We start from the raw sequence: 14,468 nt of genomic DNA on the forward strand, positions 1-14,468 counted from the left end.
AAACAACTTAATACATTTACTTCTTACGGAGTAAAGGGGAGTAGCGTCAGGGAAACCTGAAACAAAGTCGTCATTACATGGAGTATTCCATCGGCTTTGTTGGCATAATGATTATGCTTAGCAAGACCTTTGCCATATTTGGCAAAGGTCTTTTTGTGTTTTATTCCGGTAATGAGAATAAATCAACTTATACAAAGAAACGAGAGGGGATTTTTATGGATGCATCGCTTTTGTTAGAATATGGATGGGTATTGCTGGTGCTGGTTGCATTAGAAGGAATTTTGGCGGCGGATAATGCTCTTGTAATGGCCATTATGGTCAAACATTTACCGGAAGAAAAACGCAAGAAGGCATTGTTTTACGGATTAGCCGGTGCCTTTATTTTTAGATTCGGTTCATTGTTTTTGATTTCATTTTTGGTAGATGTATGGCAGCTTCAAGCAATAGGAGCCATTTACTTATTGTTCATTTCCATTAATCATATTGTGAAGCGATATGTGAAAAAAGGTGATCATGAAAAAGTAAAAGAAGCGGACGGAAAAAAAGGCTCAGGTTTCTGGATGACGGTTTTAAAAGTAGAAGTAGCGGACATTGCTTTTGCGGTTGATTCAATTTTGGCTGCTGTGGCTCTTGCCGTTACGTTACCAACAACGAATCTTCCTAAAATTGGCGGACTCGATGGCGGACAATTCTTGGTGATCTTTGCCGGAGGAATTATGGGACTAATCATTATGCGTTTTGCTGCAACTTGGTTCGTCAAGCTATTAAATACGCGCCCGGGGCTAGAAACGGCGGCTTTTGCTATCGTAGGCTGGGTAGGGGTTAAGCTAGCAGTTTACACTCTTGCTCATCCGGAGTTAGGTATTATTAATGAACACTTCCCTGAATCAAAAGTATGGAAAATTACGTTTTGGGTTGTGTTACTTGGCATAGCAGCTTCAGGCTGGTTTTTATCTAAAAACAAAGAACAAACTGATCTTGAAGGTTCAGAGAAAGAAAAAGACTCATTAAAGAAAATTGAAAATCAATAATACAAAAAAACGCGCTTTTAATGCGCGTTTTTTTGTATATTAAGATAAAATACCTAGTTTAAATTGTTTTGAGAAAGGGTAAAAGAACTAACTGATGTTTAATTACTGTATATCCGAATGTTTTGCTTTTTCGTTCATATTCTGTAAAGAACGGAAGCAGCGTTGGATAATTCAGTTCAATGAAGTTTATTTCAGTTCATAAACATATATTTCAAATGTATGTTAATTGGTAAAATTGAGCTATTATGGGTTATAATAAAGAGAAATTAAAAGGAGCAGAGTGCTTCTTAACCCTGTTTGTCATCAAAAGAATGGATATTAATATGGTATAAAGCAACTGAGTATAGTAAAAGAGGTGAAGCCAATGCTCACAAAAGTTCAAACGCCTCCATCGCTTGAAACGCTTGTACTGACGATTCAGCAAGGGGATAAACAATTACATAACGAAATGATTCAACAATATAAACCGTTTATTGCTAAAGTTGTTTCAGCTGTATGTAAACGTTATATAAGTGAAGCTGACGATGAATTTAGCATTGGTCTGATTGCGTTTAATGAAGCCATTGAAAATTACACAATCCAAAAAGGAAGATCCCTTCTTGCATTTGCGGAACTGATTATTAAAAGAAGAGTCATCGACTATATTCGAAAAGAAAAGCGAAACCAAACGCTTCTCTATAGCCGAATTGAAAATGAAGGTTTTATGCAAGGTAAGATAGAAAGGGATATATCGCTTTCTAACTATAAAAGGCAAAGTGAAACTTCATATATTCAAGAGGAAATGACTTATTTTTGTCAGACGCTGGAACTGTTTAAATTAACTCTTGAAGACATTATTAACACATCTCCTAAACATAAGGATGCAAGGGGAAACGCAGTGGAAGTTGCATCTTTTATCGTCAATGAAAAAGAATTAAAAGATAAGCTGTTTTTAAAGCGGCAGCTTCCCATTCGCTTGATTGAAAAACATGTCAAAGTGAGCCGGAAAACAATTGAAAGAAACCGGAAATATATCATCGCAATGGTTATTATATTAGCGGGGGACTACGTGTATTTAAAAGACTATATTATGTAAGAAAAAGGCACACGCAGGTGCCTTTTTTTTAGCCATGTTATGAAGTTATGTTTTATTTTTGTGTGCTGCCGCTTAAGTGAGCTTGAGCTTGTTGCACCAAGCGTTTTGTGATTTCTCCGCCTACTGAACCGTTGCTGCGTGCAGCAGTGTCAGAACCTAGAGTTACCCCAAATTCTTGAGCGATTTCGTATTTATATTGATCTAAAAATTGTTCTACTCCTGGTGTTAATAGTTTATTTGTTCTAGCCATGATTAGTCATCTCCTTTTTTAGTTGTACAGCAGTTCACTGCTGTACCTGTATTATTTGCTGTTTACTATTTTGCATACTGGTAATGGTTTGCAAGAAAGTATAAAAAAGCCCAGCTTTCAAAGAAGCTGGGCTTTTTTATATATTATTTTACAACTGCATATTGCTCAAGAGACTGAGCAAATGATTTTTGAAGAGATTTTACTTGCTCTACGTATGCATCAGATACGTGTTGGAACTCTTGACGCGTTTTCTTTTGCTCTTCTACTAATTGTGTTACTACTTGATGATATTGTTCTTGAGCTTGCTTTACTAAAGAATAGCTTGATTTGCTTTGGTTAAGAGAAAGCTCTTGTAATTTATTTAATGCTTCATGCGTGCGGTTTGTCCATTCTTCATAAGAATCGGCAACAGCGTTACCAGCTGTTTTACGTAAGTTTTCAACTGTTTTTTGTTGAAGATCTTCTAATTCAGCTTTCCACTGTTTGTCTGTTGCTTGAAGTTGTTCAACTGCTTTTGTTACAAATTCTTGCTGTTGCTCAAGTGCTTTTAACGTCCATTGCTCAATTTGTTTGTTTCCGTCTGCAATGTTTTGTAACCCCTTTGTCCATTGTTCCCACATTGCATCAATTACTGTATCATACTTTACTGTTGACATAATCAAATTCCTCCTTGAATAATTTGGTCTGGCGAACAGTTATCGTAATGAACAAAACGTTAAAGAAGAAATTCGTAGTTGTGTAATAAACCTAACATTCCGCGCTCGCTGGTTGACCGTGAAATTTATTTAACATTATATTAGGAAACGCAGATGTACTGCGTGAATCCCTTTAATCGTTTTCTTCCTCTTTTGATTCTTTTGACTTTTTAGAAGAAGAAGAGCTAAAAGGGAACAACATGTCGGTATACATGTGAAAAAATGAATCTAACATGTTTTGATACTGTTCAAGTGAATTAGCCCACATGCTTAAATATTGTTCACCGGCGTCTGTTAATGAGTAAATCCGGCGTGCAGGTCCTTCAGCTGACGTATCCCATTGCGATGTAATCAAGTTGTCTTTTTCAAGCTGTCTCAGCGTGCGGTAGACATTTCCTTGATCAACTGATGTGAATCCAAAGCTCATTAGTTGCTGAATGAGCTTGTAACCATGTAGATTCCAACCTCTTAAACTTAAAAGAAGAAAAGGAACCATCAAGTTTTTTGGTGCACCGCTAATCGATTTTTCTAAGTTGTTTGAATTAGAGGTGTTATCTTTTTCACTTGATCCCAAGGTAATCACCCCTTCGAAAAAAGAGAATTTGTTTTCTATATGTGTAATTTACACCTAGATGAAAAAATTGTCAACACTTTAAAACAGGTCTTTCAAATACAGGAAAAAAGAACGATTTTTTGAATTTCGACAAAAAGCGTCAAAAAAATTCAAAAATAAACAAAGATTTAGAATTGTTTATTTTGGAAAACGAATTTATAATAGTACATGTAGGTAATTTTTATAACATTTATAATTTGTTGGTAAGTGAATTGTGAAAAGATTTACATTATCCAATAAATAAACGCAAAATTGGTTGCGTTTACTTAGAGCTTCTAATATGTCGCTTGTCACATTAAGTGTCCATATTGAAAGCCATCACTTTTAACGTACACAAGAAAGGAGATGGAGTTTTGGAACAGCAAAAAGTATTTGATCCGTTTCAAGCATGGAAAGACGTATATGACAAAACCGAATCTTACTGGGGTAAAGTTATTGGGGACAATATGAATCGTGAAGAATTTTCCCAGCTCATGGGAAATGTGCTAAATATGAACCTTCAATATCAACAAGCAGTAAATGAAGTAACGGGGCGCTATCTGCACCAAGTAAATGTACCCACAAAAGAAGATGTAGCAAACGTTGCGTCATTAGTCATCAATGTGGAAGAAAAAGTAGAATTATTAGAAGAGCAATTTGATGATCGTTTTGATGAATTAGAAGCACAGCAAGAAAGTGCATCCGCTTTGAAAAAAGATGTAACTAAGCTGAAATCTGATGTCAAATCATTAGACAAAAAACTCGACAAAGTTTTATCTCTTCTTGAAGGGCAGCAAAAAACACAAGACGAGTTAAAAGAAACGATTCAACAACAAATTAAAACTCAAGGTGAGCAGCTTCAGGCTCAGCTGTTAGAAAAACAAGAAAAATTAGCTGAAAAGCCAAAGGCAGAAGCTAAAGCTGAAGCAAAACCATCAAACGCTCAAAAAACTGAGCAGCCGGCTCGCAAGTAGGGCATAGGGGATTTTAAAACAACATTAACTGCTGTATTTACAGTAAAAATCATCGCTGAAGAAGCAAGGGGGAAATTTTTCATGACAACATTACAAGGTAAAGTAGCAATCGTAACAGGCGGATCTAAAGGTATCGGGGCAGCAATTACACGTGAGCTTGCTTCTAATGGAGTAAAAGTAGCAGTAAACTATAACAGCAGTAAAGAATCTGCAGAAGCAATTGTAAAAGAAATTAAAGACAACGGCGGCGAAGCTATTGCGGTTCAAGCTGACGTGTCTTATGTAGATCAAGCAAAACACCTAATCGAAGAAACAAAAGCTGCGTTTGGACAATTGGACATTCTAGTAAACAATGCTGGAATTACGCGTGACCGTTCATTCAAGAAGTTAGGCGAAGAAGATTGGAAAAAAGTAATTGATGTAAACTTACATAGCGTATACAACACAACATCAGCTGCGCTAACGCATCTTTTAGAATCTGAAGGCGGTCGTGTTATCAATATTTCATCAATTATTGGTCAAGCGGGCGGATTTGGTCAAACAAACTACTCAGCTGCTAAAGCAGGTATGCTAGGATTCACTAAATCATTAGCTCTTGAACTAGCTAAGTCAGGCGTAACAGTTAATGCAATTTGCCCAGGATTTATTGAAACGGAAATGGTAATGGCAATGCCGGAAGAAGTTCGTGCAAAAGTTGTTGCGAAAATTCCAACTCGTCGCTTAGGCCACGCTGAAGAAATTGCACGCGGAGTTGTTTACTTAGCAAAAGACGGCGCGTACATTACAGGACAACAGTTAAACATTAACGGCGGCTTATACATGTAATAGATGCTGGCCCTGACTTTTGTCGGGGCTGTGCTTGTTAACTAACTACTAATGAAATGAAAGGGTGTGTATATTCGTGGCAATTCCTTACGTGCAAGAGTGGGAAAAATTAATCAAATCAATGCCAAGTGAATATAAAAGTTCTGCAAGACGTTTTAAGCGTGCATATGAAATTATGACAACAGAAGCGGAACCGGAAGTTGGATTAACACCAAAAGAGGTTATTTGGAAAAAGAACAAAGCGAAATTATATCGCTATACGCCAGTAAAAGATAACCTTCATAAAACACCAATTTTACTCGTATATGCACTGATCAATAAACCGTATATTTTGGATTTGACACCTGGAAACAGCCTTGTTGAATACTTATTAAACCGCGGTTTTGACGTGTATTTACTTGACTGGGGAACTCCTGGACTTGAAGACAGCAATATGAAGCTAGATGATTATATTGTGGATTATATTCCAAAAGCGGCGAAAAAGGTGCTGCGCACTTCTAAATCTCCTGATTTGTCTGTTCTTGGTTACTGCATGGGCGGAACTATGACATCTATTTTTGCTGCATTAAATGAAGACTTGCCGATTAAAAACTTAATTTTTATGACAAGTCCATTTGATTTCTCGGATACAGGTTTATACGGGGCATTCCTAGACGACCGCTACTTTAATTTAGATAAAGCAGTAGATACATTCGGAAACATCCCTCCAGAGATGATTGACTTTGGAAACAAGATGCTAAAGCCAATCACAAATTTTTACGGTCCGTATGTAACGCTGGTGGATCGTTCGGAAAATCAGCGCTTTGTTGAAAGCTGGAAGCTAATGCAAAAGTGGGTTGCTGACGGAATCCCATTTGCTGGTGAAGCTTATCGTCAGTGGATTCGCGACTTCTATCAACAAAACAAATTAATCAATGGTGAACTTGAAGTTCGCGGCCGAAAAGTAGATTTGAAAAATATTAAAGCTAATATTTTAAACATTGCTGCTAGCCGTGATCATATTGCGATGCCGCATCAAGTGGCAGCTTTAATGGACGCTGTTTCAAGTGAAGATAAAGAGTACAAATTGCTGCAAACAGGTCACGTATCTGTTGTATTTGGTCCAAAAGCAGTGAAGGAAACATATCCTTCAATCGGCGATTGGCTAGAAAAACGTTCTAAATAAAATAAAGACGCGGCTGGGACAAAAATATTTTAGCCGAAGTAAAAAACGAACCACTGATATTAGTGGTTCGTTTTTTGTTATGGTGAACGCAGGTTTCAAGTATGTGGTTGCTTCTAGCTGTTTTTTTGTAAACAGACCATATTGAGTGACGGTTCTTGATGCAGGCTGCTGGGATTTATGATATCTAATGACAAGTGAGGTGACTTCTTTTATACTAATGTAGTCACCTTCTTGAACATGGGATTTTTTACATGGATATTACGATCCATGTAACAATGAGTATGCTTTGGGAAGAAAGAAGAAAACTATTAGTATTATAACAAAAAAGGAATGTCAGATTATGCCGCAACCATGGAAACGACGAGTAAGGCAGATGTCTTCAGCTCAAATTATTGTTACATTTTACATAGTGGCTGTTACGCTTGGATTTCTATTGCTTAGTATTCCAGAAGCTTTAAAGCCGGGAGTGAAGTTAGCATTTATTGATCGCTTATTTATTGCCGTTAGTGCGGTAAGTGTAACAGGGCTGACACCTGTTTCTACTCCGGATACATTTAGTACGACGGGCTATTTTTTGCTCGCTTTTATCTTTCAAATCGGTGGTATTGGTGTGATGACACTCAGTACATTCATTTGGATGATTTTAGGTAAAAAAATTGGTTTAAAGGAACGTCAGCTCATTATGACAGATCATAACCAATCCCGTTTATCAGGATTAGTTGACTTGATGAGAAATATTTTATTTATTATTTTTGCTATTGAACTAGTTGGTGCCATTATTTTAGGATTACATTTTCTCCGTTACTATTCGAGCTGGACAGATGCGTTTCTGCATGGTTTCTTTGCTTCTGTCAGCGCTACAACAAATGCCGGCTTCGATATTACAGGATCTTCATTTATTCCGTATGCCCATGATTATTTTGTACAAGTGGTAACTGTTATTTTAATTACGCTTGGAGCGATTGGATTCCCTGTGTTAATTGAGATTAAGCACTATTTTTTAACATTTAAAGATAAGCGTAAATTTCAATTTTCTCTATTTGCGAAGCTAACGACCATTATGTTTTTTCTGCTGTTGGCAGGGGGAACAATTTTAATTCTTGTGCTAGAGCATTCAGGGTTTTTAGCAGATAAGTCTTGGGATGAATCGTTCTTTTATGCGTTTTTCCAATCCGCTGCTACAAGGAGCGGAGGAGTGGCGACCATGAATATTAATGAGTTTTCACTTCCTACGTTAATTATGATGAGCGCGATGATGTTTATCGGGGCTTCACCGAGCTCAGTAGGAGGAGGAATTCGTACGACGACGTTTGCATTAAATATTCTTTTCCTGTTTTATTACGTAAGAGGAAATAAGACGATTAAAATCTTTCGCCGCGAAATTCATGAAGATGACATTATCAAATCAGTAGCCGTGTCGATGTTAGCCGTGATCATTTGCTCGATTTCTCTTCTTATTTTAAGTATTACAGAACATTTTTCTCTCATTGAGCTTATTTTTGAAGTGTGTTCAGCTTTTGGGACAACCGGTTTATCAATGGGCATTACAGGAGGACTTTCTGATATCGGAAAATGCGTTATTATGATTTTAATGTTCATTGGCCGAATTGGCATGTTTTCATTTATCTTAATGCTTCGCCGTCCAACGTCTGGACCGGATTATCACTATCCGAAAGAACGTATCATTATTGGATAAAAGAGGCTGGGACAAAAATATGTTAGTTGAAGGAAGATCCGAATGAGTTTGTTTCTTGATTAAGAATCCAACTCGTTCGGATCTTTTTATTATGATGGTGAACGTAGGTTTCATGTAGCTGCTTCTAGCTGTTGATGGGAGGGCGAGGCTTATCGACCGCCCGCGGAAAGCGAAGCCTTGCACGGAAATCAACAGCGGTGTCACAAGCGGTTCAACGCATTTATCCTAGTTGTTCGTATTTAGAGTAAAGTGATTTTGTTATGTTTCAACCGCTTTTTTACAGCTTTTTCTGCTTATATTGCTTAGCAAAACGCGCATTCTAAGAAAAGGAAGTTCAATGGACTTCCAAGCATAGGAGGGATAGATGATGGCAAAGCGTAAAGTAGGGTACAAATCAGCACTAACTAACAACAATACACCAAAAGAGAGCCTTTCAGATGCAGAATTTGCTGCTGAATATGCTGGCGGCGAGGAGCCGGCTAAAGGCGCGAATCGCAATTCTAAAAAAGGAAAGCAAGGTAAGTAACGATGAGCAAACATAAACAAAATAATAAGCACATCGCGAGCACCGAAGCAAAACAAAAACAATTACTGCAAGAAGAGTTTGGAACGGAAATGGGCGATCCGAACGCAGCTAAAATATATGAATCCCTTGGAAAGACAAAGTCTGATAAAGAGCATGAAAAGAAAAAAGAATGCTAAAGAAAAAAACCTCGGATATCCGAGGTTTTAGCTTACAACTGGAAGACCAAATGCTTCTACAGGTGCTGAATAAAGTTTTGTATCATTTGCTTTTTGATCATAATAAGCAAGAAGAACAGATGGTTGTTCATTGATTTGTCCTGTTTGTTTATAATACATATAATCAAATGGAAGAATCTCTAAAACAGTGTGCTTGTATAATTCTTTTTCAGCAAGCTGTTCAGCTTCAAAAGCCTGTCCCATGGTAGAAGGATTAGCAAGCATTTGCTGATAGTAATGAGAGCGGACTTGTTTTTCTACTTTATCGTCCCACCAAGGCTTACGAGGCTTATGCTTTTGGTTTTGTAAATAATCAATTTTCATAAACCCTTCAATTACTTCTTCATTTGAAAAACTTTCTGTTTGAATATACTGTTTAAGGCGTCTGAATAAATCTTCAAGCTGATGACCGATTCGAACCCAGCCCATTTCATCCCAATACGTCCCAAAGTTTTGGAAAAAATCAAAAGGCGTATCATAGCAGTGCTCCACTAAAAACTCGATCGTTTCATCCATTCGGTGGTCATTCCAAAACTTTTCTAAAATATCTTCTACATGCTTGATGCGTACGACATCTGAAAATGGCAAGACGTTATTGCTTAAAATTTCATAAGGCGACTGATCCATGTATTGATAATTATAGCGAGGCGCACTTAAACGTAAGCCAGTGCCGCGAAGCATTTTTAAAAAGCCTAGCTGAAGCTCTTCAGGACGAAGTGCAAATACATCATTAAACGTATTTTTAAATGAGTTGTAATCTTCGTCTGGCAGTCCGGCGATTAAATCTAAATGCTGGTCGATCTTTCCGCCTTCTTTTACCATTGTTACGGTACGCGTTAATTTTTTGAAGTTTTGTTTGCGTTTGACTAGCTCATTAACGGCATCATTTGTAGATTGAACGCCAATTTCAAAGCGGAATAATCCTTTTGGCGCATTATCGTTTAAGAACTGAATAACTTCTGGGCGCATAATATCGGCAGTAATTTCAAACTGAAATACGGTACCTTCACGATGTTCATCAATTAAAAATTGGAACATTTCCATGGCGTAGCTGCGGCTGATGTTGAACGTGCGGTCTACGAACTTAATTGTGCGCGCTCCGTTATCCATCAAATAGCGAATATCTTCTTTTACTTTTTCTCGGTCGAAATAACGAACGCCTACTTCAATAGAAGAGAGACAGAACTGACAGCTAAACGGACAGCCGCGGCTTGTTTCAATATACACAACGCGTTTTGAAAGTTCTTGGCGGTCTTCTTCAAAACGGAAAGGAGAAGGCATTTCGCGCAGATCAATTTTATTGCGCTGTGGGTTAACAACTGGTTTTCCTTCTTTTCGGAAAGCCACGCCGCTTACGTTTTCAAACTGACGCTCGCCGTGAAGTTCATCTAACAGCTGCTTGAATGTTTCTTCACCTTCACCAATAGCGATAAAGTCAGCTTCAGGAATACGCTCTAACCAGTGAGTTACATCATAGGTTACTTCTGGTCCACCGAATATAATGATGAGCTCAGGATTGATCTTTTTAAGCATTTGTGCGACTTTAATCGTTTCTTCAATATTCCAAATGTAACAGCTGAAACCAATAATATCTGGGTTGCGTTTATATAAATCCGTGACAATGTTCATAGCAGGATCTTTAATCGTATATTCGGCCATATCCACTTTATAGTCAGGCTCGGCATAGGCTTTTAAACATCGAAGGGCTAAAGAAGTATGAATATACTTCGCATTCAATGTACTGACAACAATGTTCATTCAAAAAGCTCCTTTTAACTCGTAATATGAAATCAATTTACTATTTTAGCACATTTGAGAAATAAAGTATAAATACCTTTGCACTTTTGTTGTGGCGGGGAAAAGATTTCGGTAAAATGTAACAGAAACGTAAAAGAAGAAAGAGTCTCGGTTAATGTGAACCTTGGTGAACGAAAAAAATGAGGTGGAAAACGTGGAATATAAGCGAATTAAGCCAAAAAAAATATACGAAGAAGTAGCCGAAACGCTTCTTGAGAATATAAAAGAAGGCAGCTTGAAGCCTGGAGACCGTTTGGATTCAGTGCAGCAGCTGGCGGAAAACTTTCAGGTAGGACGCTCAGCTATTCGTGAAGCTCTTAGCGCTTTGCGGGCGATGGGGCTTCTGGAGATGAAGCAAGGAGAAGGCACATTTGTACGCGAATTTAACTCAGATATGCTGTCTTTGCCTGTAACTAGCGCTGTATTAATGAATAAAAACGATATTGAGCATTTGCTTGAAGTGAGAAAAGTATTAGAAATTGGAGCTGTTCGAGCGGCAGCTCAAAAGAGAACGGATGCGGACCTTAAACAGCTGTCTAATAGTCTGGAACAAATGAAAGGAGCGTTTGGCAATGAAGAACTGGGAGAGAAAGCAGATTTTGCTTTTCATTTAGCCATTGCCAAAGCCTCACAAAACCCTCTTTTAGTGAAGCTTATGAATAACGTATCAGAAATGATGATTGAAACGATGAAAGAGACAAGACGCATCTGGCTTTATGCAGAAGAGAAAACGGCTGAACGGATTTATAAAGAGCATCAGCAAATTTATGAAGCTATTCTCTCTCAGCATGCAGAAGATGCTCAGCATTTTATGATGAGTCACCTTGATAATGTTGAACATGTACTAATGAAATACATACCGGAAGAAAAATAACGCCATTTCAGGCAGAAAAGTGCGCTCTAAACAACAGAAAAACTAAAATTCAAGCACCTTCCGATAATTTATGCTTGCTCTATTGTGAAAAGATTTACATAATAGAAACTAGGATTGTCAAATGGAGGGTTACAAAGTATGAAAAAGCAATATAGAGATGATAGTCTAGCTTTGCATACAGATCTATACGAGCTGAATATGGCGCATACGTATTTTCAAGACCAGATTCATAAACGTCGTTCTGTATTTGAAGCTTACTTTCGTCGGATGCCGTTTGAAAGCGGTTATGCGGTGTTTGCCGGGCTAGAAAGAGTAATTGATTTTATTGCTAATTTCAGATTTAGCGAAACGGACTTAGATTATTTATATGAAGAATTACATTATGAAGCGGAGTTTATCGACTATCTAAAACAGGTTCGATTTAGCGGTAATATTCGTTCGGTCGTAGAAGGCGAAATGATTTTTGCTAATGAACCGATGCTGCAAATTGACGCTCCTTTAGCAGAAGCGCAGCTTATTGAAACGCCGCTTTTAAATATTTTAAATTTCCATCCGCTGATTGCCACAAAAGCATCGCGTATTCGCTTAGCCGCGGGAGAAGATAATTTATATGAACATACGGGTACAAATCAGCTTATGGAATTTGGTTCAAGAAGAGCACATGAGCTGGATGCTGCTTTTTACGGGGCAAGAGCTGCTTATATTGGAGGCTTTGACGCAACCAGTAATGTAAGAGCGGGAAAAGTGTTTGGAATTCCTGTGTCCGGCACTCACGCCCACGCGCTTGTTCAAGTCTATCGTGATGAATATAGTGCGTTTAAAAAATATGCCGAATCACACCGTAACTGTATCTTTTTAGTAGATACATATAATACGTTAAAATCAGGTATTCCAAATGCTATTAAAGTAGCAAAAGAAATGGGAGAACGAATTAATTTTATCGGTATTCGATTAGACAGCGGAAGACTTCCATATCTTTCTCAAGAGGCAAGAAAAATGCTTGATGAAGCGGGCTATCATGATGTGAAAATTTTCGCTTCGAATGACCTTGATGAGTACAGCATTCTAGATTTGAAAGCGCAAGGTGCCAAAATTGATGGATGGGGAGTTGGAACAAAGCTCATGACGTCCTTTGATCAGCCGGCGCTAGGAGCGGTGTACAAGCTGGTTTCTATTGAAGATGATCATGGAAACATGGTGGATACGATTAAGCTGTCAGAAAACCCGGAGAAAATTTCAACTCCCGGTCTAAAAGAAGTATATCGAATTGTAAATCAAGTGAATCACAAATGGGAAGGCGATTATATTACGATGCAAGACGAAGTGCCGAATGAAGAGGAGCATTTAAAAATGTTTCATCCTATTCATACGCACGTCAGCAAGTTTGTCACGAACTTTAACGCACGTAAAATTCACCAGCCAATCTTTGTACAGGGAAAGCTTGTGTATGAGCAGCCTACCATTGAAGAAATGAGAGCCTACTGCTTACAAAACTTAAAGCATCTATGGGATGACTACAAAGTTATTACAAAATCGAACGAAGATGTATTTCGTCCTACAGAGTATCCAGTAGACTTAAGTACAAACTGCTGGGATAACAAAATGCAAAATATCGAAGAGACTAGAAGCAAGTTACTATCTGATACCGTACTTGTGTAGATTCCGTCAGCTAGTAATGAGAGGAGAGTTTTTTTATGAAAGAGCTACAAAAGCAAATTATTGAAGAAATGCATGTGCAAAAAGAAATTAATCCCGCGGAAGAAATTCGCCGCAGCGTTGATTTTCTGAAATCCTACATGAACAAATATCCTTTTTTACGTTCGTTTGTACTAGGTATTTCCGGCGGCCAAGATTCTACGTTAACTGGAAAGCTGGCGCAGCTAGCGGTTAATGAGTTGAATGAAGAAGCCGAAGAAGAGCGCTATCAGTTTATTGCTGTTCGTCTTCCATACGGTGTGCAGGCAGATGAAGCAGACTGTCAAGATGCACTTGCTTTTATTCAACCAACAAAATCTATTTCTATTAATGTAAAACCAGCAGTAGATGCGATGCTTTCTGCTGTTGAAGAAGCGGCAGATGATAAAGTTTCCGACTTCAACAAAGGAAATGTAAAAGCACGTGAACGAATGATTGCGCAATATACGGTAGCAGGCATGTACAGTGGAGTCGTACTTGGAACGGATCACTCCGCTGAAGCTGTTACAGGATTTTATACAAAATTTGGTGACGGAGGAGCTGACTTAGTGCCTATCTTCCGTCTAAACAAGCGACAAGGGAAACAAATGCTAAAAGAATTAGGCTGTCCCGAGCATCTATATATGAAAAAACCAACGGCTGATTTGGAAGAAGATCGTCCACAGCTTCCGGATGAAGAAGCGCTTGGCGTAACGTATGAGCAAATCGACGATTATTTAGAAGGCAAAGATGTAGGTGAACATGCAAGTAACGTCATTGAAGGTCACTTCTTAAAAACGCAGCATAAACGCCAATTGCCAATCACAGTGTTTGATGATTTTTGGAAATAAATAAGTAAGAAGCTGAGACAAACGTAGTTTAGTTGAAGGAAGATCCGAACGGTTTTGATTCTTGATGGAGAATCAAATTCGTTCGGATTTTTTTAATAATAGGGCAAACGTAGGTTTCACGTGTCTCAATTTCTTATTATTTTGTGGGAAAAATATCAAACAAAGAAATGTATTTTTGAAAAACTAGTGAAATTAGAAAAACATAGGAGTATAATAGCATTAAGTCAT

The 14,468-nt window shown here is 38.0% G+C and carries 15 protein-coding genes and 1 riboswitch; of the genes, 11 read left to right on the forward strand and 4 right to left on the reverse strand.

What is annotated here, in order from left to right; all coding sequences use genetic code 11:
• Positions 1-23 precede the first annotated feature (23 nt).
• Positions 24-119: riboswitch (yybP-ykoY riboswitch) on the forward strand.
• 96 nt (positions 120-215) lie between these two features.
• Both CEQ83_RS06205 and sigI read left to right on the forward strand, forming a co-directional pair.
• On the forward strand, positions 216-1,031 hold the full coding sequence (locus tag CEQ83_RS06205) for a TerC family protein (RefSeq protein WP_028414185.1): 816 nt from the start codon (positions 216-218) through the stop codon (positions 1,029-1,031).
• Between the two features lie 364 nt (positions 1,032-1,395).
• Positions 1,396-2,106 carry an RNA polymerase sigma factor SigI gene (gene sigI / locus CEQ83_RS06210; RefSeq protein WP_155017126.1) on the forward strand — a complete coding sequence of 237 codons (711 nt, stop codon included), beginning with the start codon at positions 1,396-1,398 and terminating at the stop codon, positions 2,104-2,106.
• 52 nt (positions 2,107-2,158) lie between these two features.
• Here sigI and CEQ83_RS06215 read toward each other — a convergent pair whose 3' ends face one another.
• From CEQ83_RS06215 to phaQ, 3 genes are all read right to left on the reverse strand, one after another.
• Positions 2,159-2,356, reverse strand: a complete 198-nt coding sequence (locus CEQ83_RS06215; RefSeq protein WP_013055933.1) for an alpha/beta-type small acid-soluble spore protein — start codon at positions 2,354-2,356, stop codon at positions 2,159-2,161.
• 143 nt (positions 2,357-2,499) lie between these two features.
• A complete protein-coding gene (gene phaP, locus CEQ83_RS06220) occupies positions 2,500-3,012 on the reverse strand; it encodes a polyhydroxyalkanoic acid inclusion protein PhaP (protein ID WP_014461097.1) in 513 nt (170 codons plus the stop codon).
• 172 nt (positions 3,013-3,184) lie between these two features.
• Complete coding sequence (phaQ, locus tag CEQ83_RS06225; protein WP_013055935.1) at positions 3,185-3,625, reverse strand: poly-beta-hydroxybutyrate-responsive repressor; 441 nt, start codon at positions 3,623-3,625, stop codon at positions 3,185-3,187.
• Positions 3,626-4,017: 392 nt separating this feature from the next.
• Between phaQ and phaR the strand changes: the two genes are divergently transcribed.
• The 6 genes from phaR (at position 4,018) to CEQ83_RS26950 (ending at position 9,005) form a co-directional block, all read left to right on the forward strand.
• Positions 4,018-4,617 (forward strand): polyhydroxyalkanoic acid synthase subunit PhaR, encoded by a 600-nt coding sequence (gene phaR / locus CEQ83_RS06230; RefSeq protein ID WP_028414183.1) that lies wholly within the window; start codon positions 4,018-4,020, stop codon positions 4,615-4,617.
• 81 nt (positions 4,618-4,698) lie between these two features.
• Complete coding sequence (phbB, locus tag CEQ83_RS06235; protein WP_014461095.1) at positions 4,699-5,442, forward strand: acetoacetyl-CoA reductase; 744 nt, start codon at positions 4,699-4,701, stop codon at positions 5,440-5,442.
• A 76-nt stretch (positions 5,443-5,518) separates the two neighbouring features.
• The gene (locus CEQ83_RS06240; RefSeq protein ID WP_013055939.1) at positions 5,519-6,607 is read left to right on the forward strand and encodes a class III poly(R)-hydroxyalkanoic acid synthase subunit PhaC; all 1,089 of its coding nucleotides are present in this window, start codon (positions 5,519-5,521) and stop codon (positions 6,605-6,607) included.
• Positions 6,608-6,923: 316 nt separating this feature from the next.
• The gene (locus CEQ83_RS06245; RefSeq protein WP_265589652.1) at positions 6,924-8,303 is read left to right on the forward strand and encodes a TrkH family potassium uptake protein; all 1,380 of its coding nucleotides are present in this window, start codon (positions 6,924-6,926) and stop codon (positions 8,301-8,303) included.
• Between the two features lie 367 nt (positions 8,304-8,670).
• Positions 8,671-8,829: a hypothetical protein gene (locus tag CEQ83_RS26945; RefSeq protein ID WP_025749458.1), complete on the forward strand. Its 159-nt coding sequence runs from the start codon at positions 8,671-8,673 to the stop codon at positions 8,827-8,829.
• A 2-nt stretch (positions 8,830-8,831) separates the two neighbouring features.
• On the forward strand, positions 8,832-9,005 hold the full coding sequence (locus CEQ83_RS26950) for a thiamine pyrophosphate-dependent enzyme (RefSeq protein WP_014461091.1): 174 nt from the start codon (positions 8,832-8,834) through the stop codon (positions 9,003-9,005).
• A gap of 27 nt (positions 9,006-9,032) precedes the next feature.
• On the opposite strand, the gene CEQ83_RS06250 is transcribed toward CEQ83_RS26950, so the two are convergent.
• A complete protein-coding gene (locus CEQ83_RS06250) occupies positions 9,033-10,802 on the reverse strand; it encodes a B12-binding domain-containing radical SAM protein (RefSeq protein ID WP_154991553.1) in 1,770 nt (589 codons plus the stop codon).
• 193 nt (positions 10,803-10,995) lie between these two features.
• On the opposite strand from CEQ83_RS06250, the gene CEQ83_RS06255 reads away from it, so the two are divergent.
• The 3 genes from CEQ83_RS06255 (at position 10,996) to nadE (ending at position 14,240) form a co-directional block, all read left to right on the forward strand.
• Positions 10,996-11,715 carry a FadR/GntR family transcriptional regulator gene (locus CEQ83_RS06255; protein ID WP_028414180.1) on the forward strand — a complete coding sequence of 240 codons (720 nt, stop codon included), beginning with the start codon at positions 10,996-10,998 and terminating at the stop codon, positions 11,713-11,715.
• Positions 11,716-11,853: 138 nt separating this feature from the next.
• Entirely contained in the window at positions 11,854-13,374 is a 1,521-nt protein-coding gene (locus CEQ83_RS06260; protein WP_063247582.1) for a nicotinate phosphoribosyltransferase, read from the forward strand.
• Between the two features lie 35 nt (positions 13,375-13,409).
• A complete protein-coding gene (gene nadE / locus CEQ83_RS06265; RefSeq protein WP_028414178.1) occupies positions 13,410-14,240 on the forward strand; it encodes an ammonia-dependent NAD(+) synthetase in 831 nt (276 codons plus the stop codon).
• Positions 14,241-14,468 lie beyond the last annotated feature (228 nt).

The organism is Priestia megaterium, assembly GCF_009497655.1.
GTDB lineage: Bacteria > Bacillota > Bacilli > Bacillales > Bacillaceae_H > Priestia > Priestia zanthoxyli.